Source organism: Mesorhizobium sp. M7A.F.Ca.AU.002.02.1.1 (assembly GCF_003998535.1).
GTDB classification, from domain to species: Bacteria; Pseudomonadota; Alphaproteobacteria; order Rhizobiales; family Rhizobiaceae; genus Mesorhizobium; species Mesorhizobium ciceri.
In genome coordinates, this window is sequence record NZ_RZPB01001017.1 from 1 (window position 1) to 1795 (window position 1795).

The window sequence follows — 1795 nt, forward strand, 5'->3', positions numbered from 1 at the left end:
ACATATGGGTGTTGGTCAGGTGATCGAGGATTTCATCGATGCACTCTTCCGCCGCCGCACGGCCGACTTCCGGCTGCGATCCCGCACCGAGCCCCTCGGTGACGTGAGCGCCGAGCTGGATCAGGCGGCCTGCCTTCGACATGGTCAGCGCCTGCGCGTCGGTGTTGGCCACCACGAACTCGACGCCGCGCAAACCGGCGGTGATCATGTTGTTGACGGCATTGCCGCCGCCGCCGCCGACACCGAACACGGTGATGCGCGGCTTAAGCTCGGTGATGTCCGGCTTTTGCAGATTGATGGTCATTGTCTCCGTCCTTTGCCTTTCACGCCGCTTCGCCGCCGCGGCCGCCTATGGGGCTGTCCCCGTCAATTTTAGAAACTGTCTCTCAACCACTGACTCATGCGATGCAGTTTTCCGCCCGTTCCGGTCATTTTGAGACCGGAAATTCCTTTCGCCGGATGGCTCTCGAAGCTCGCCATCTGCGGGTAGATCAGAAGCCCCACCGCGGCCGAGAAGGCCGGCCCCTTCGCCGCTTCCGGCAGGCCGGCCACGCCGAGCGGGCGGCCGATGCGCACATTTCGTCCCAGAATGCGGCGCGCCGCCTCCGGCAGGCCGGCAAGCTGGCTGGCGCCGCCGGTAAGAACCACACGCTTGCCCACTGCATTGCCATAGCCGGACTTGTTCAGCCGGTCGCGCAGCAGTTCGAGCGTCTCGTCGATGCGGGCGCGCACGATGCGCGTCATCACCGAGCGCGGGATCTGCAAGGGCACGTCGCCATCGTCACCGATCGGCTGGATCGAGACCAGGTCGCGATCGTCGGCGCTGCCGGGCAGCGCCGAACCATGCATCACCTTCAGCCGTTCGGCGGCATCAAGCGAGGTCGACAGCCCCTTGGCCATGTCCAGCGTGACATGGTTGCCGCCGATGGCGATGGCGTCGCCATGGACGAACTTGCCTTCCGAAAACACCGAGATCGTCGTCGTGCCGCCGCCCATGTCGATGCAGGCCGCACCCATTTCCAGCTCGTCGTCGACCAGCGCCGCCAGCCCGCTGGCATAGGGCGTCGCCACCATGCGCTCGACCGACAGATGCGAACGGTTGATGGACAGCTCCAGATTGCGCATCGGCGCGGCGTCGCCGGTCAGCACATGCATGTCGACGCCGAGTGCGTCGCCGACCATGCCGCGCGGATCGCGCACGCCGCGTTCGGCATCCAGCGAGAAGCCGACGGGAAGCGAATGGATCACTTCGCGCTCGGCCTTCAGCGCCTGCTTGGCGCCTGCACCGAGAACGCGCTTGATGTCGGCCTCGTCGGCCTCGTGGCCGCCAAGATTGATGGTGGCGGAGAAGGCTTCGCTCTTCAGCCGGCCGGCCGTCATGTTGACGATCAGCGAATCAACCGTCAGCCCGGCCATGCGCTCGGCTGCGTCGACGGAAAGGCGGATGGCATGCTCCGCCCTGTCGAGATCGACCACGACACCCGACTTCACGCCTTGCGACTTCTGATGGCCGATGCCGATCACCTGGATCCGGTGCGAACGGCCGCGCAGCAGCTTGCCGTCATCGCACGGCTTGAGCTTGGCCACCATGCAGCAGACCTTGCTCGAACCGACATCCAGCACCGTCAGGGTGCCAGACCGGCGCGACGCGGCATCGCCAGGACTGCCAAGCCAGCTCATATCTTCGTCTCCGGCTTGCGCTTCAGGCTCTTGGGTTTCTCGTTGAGGGCGGCTTCGCGCTGCGTCGCCGCTTCCGCCGTCAACTGGACGACCAGCCGGTCCGTCAGGCGCATGT

General features: G+C 65.6%; 1 protein-coding gene and 2 pseudogenes. All 3 read right to left on the bottom strand.

Annotation, left to right across the window (positions count from 1 at the left end; translation table 11 throughout):
• Positions 1 to 304 (bottom strand): annotated as a pseudogene (locus EN879_RS34465) (cell division protein FtsZ); the annotation flags it as partial.
• A gap of 68 nt (positions 305 to 372) precedes the next feature.
• Positions 373 to 1680 (bottom strand): cell division protein FtsA, encoded by a 1308-nt coding sequence (ftsA, locus tag EN879_RS34470; protein ID WP_013530962.1) that lies wholly within the window; start codon positions 1678 to 1680, stop codon positions 373 to 375.
• Positions 1677 to 1795, bottom strand: a pseudogene (locus EN879_RS40780) (cell division protein FtsQ/DivIB); the annotation flags it as partial. The pseudogene EN879_RS40780 and the gene ftsA, both read right to left, overlap by 4 nt.

What these genes read in the sequence shown, in the direction of transcription:
- ftsA (WP_013530962.1), bottom strand. Translation starts at nt 1,680, where the DNA reads ATGAGCTGGCTTGGCAGTCCTGGCGATGCCGCGTCGCGCCGGTCTGGC.